Here is a 1326-nt window from a genome sequence, read left to right on the forward strand (position 1 = left end):
GAGGCTGTAAACCAAATTGTGTAACTGCCCACGACTGAGTAATCTTTTCAAAAGGATACCATCGTGGGTACGCAATTGGACCAAGAAAAACTTAAAGCTATGGCCGCCGAGCTGGCCAAGGACATCAAGTCTGAAAAAGATCTCGGAGCCCTCACACAGCAGTTGGTCAAGCTTACCGTCGAGACCGCCCTCAACGCCGAACTGGATGAGCATCTTGGATACGAGAAGCACGCTCTTGAAGGCCGTGGCACCGGCAACAGCCGTAACGGCTATTCCGCCAAGCGCCTGAAGGGTCAACACGGCGAAGTACCTATACAGACTCCTCGTGACCGGGACGGTTCCTTCGAGCCTCAGTTCGTCCGTAAAGGTCAGTCCCGCCTGACCCAGATGGATGACCAGATCCTGGCGCTTTACGCCAAGGGCCTGAGCACCCGGGATATCGTGGACGCCTTCAAGGAGATGTACGACGCCGACATCTCGGCCACTCTGGTGTCCAAAGTGACGGAACGTGTGATCGATCAGGTTCACGAGTGGCAGAATCGCCCTGTTGATCCGGTCTACCCCATCGTCTATCTGGACTGCATCGTTCTGAAAATTCGTCAGGATAAGAGGGTAATCAACAAGTCCCTATACCTGGCCTTGGGCATCAACATGGAGGGCCAGAAGGAACTGCTGGGCCTCTGGCTGGCCGAGACCGAAGGCGCGAAGTTCTGGCTATCGGTACTGACAGAACTGAAGAACCGTGGCTTGGAGGACATCCTGATCGCCTGTGTGGATGGCCTCAAAGGCTTCCCGGATGCCATTGCGGCGGAGTATCCCCAGACCAAGGTTCAGCTCTGCATCGTGCACATGGTTCGCAACTCTCTGCGCTACGTGTCCTGGAAGGACTACAAGGCCGTGACGGCCGATCTGAAGCAGATCTATCAGTCCGCCACGGAACATGAAGCCCGGCAAGCACTGGAGGCCTTTGAAGAGCGCTGGGACAGCCAATACCCACAGATCTCTCGTTCCTGGCAAAGCCACTGGGATAACCTGATCACCATCTTCGAGTACCCGCCCGCGATCCGGAAAGTGATCTACACCACCAATGCCATTGAGTCGCTGAACAGCGTGATCCGCAAAGCGACCAAGCGCCGGAAGCTGTTCCCAAGTGATGACTCGGCCCTGAAAGTGGCCTTCCTGGCGATCCAGCAGGCCTCGAAGAAGTGGACCATGCCGATTCGTGATTGGAAGCCGGCCTTGAATCGCTTTATTATCGAATTCGGTGACCGCCTGGACGGCCACCTTTAATGGGGTGGGCAGTTACACAGATTTATTTACAGGCTC

General features: G+C 55.6%; 1 protein-coding gene. It reads left to right on the forward strand.

The features are described 5' to 3' along the window. Nucleotides 1-75: 75 nt before the first annotated feature. Entirely contained in the window at nucleotides 76-1290 is a 1215-nt protein-coding gene (locus KEHDKFFH_RS19940) for an IS256 family transposase (RefSeq protein ID WP_104323514.1), read from the forward strand. Nucleotides 1291-1326: the final 36 nt, after the last annotated feature.

The sequence above is a fragment of the Marinobacter maroccanus genome, from assembly GCF_002933275.1.
Taxonomy (GTDB): domain Bacteria; phylum Pseudomonadota; class Gammaproteobacteria; order Pseudomonadales; family Oleiphilaceae; genus Marinobacter; species Marinobacter maroccanus.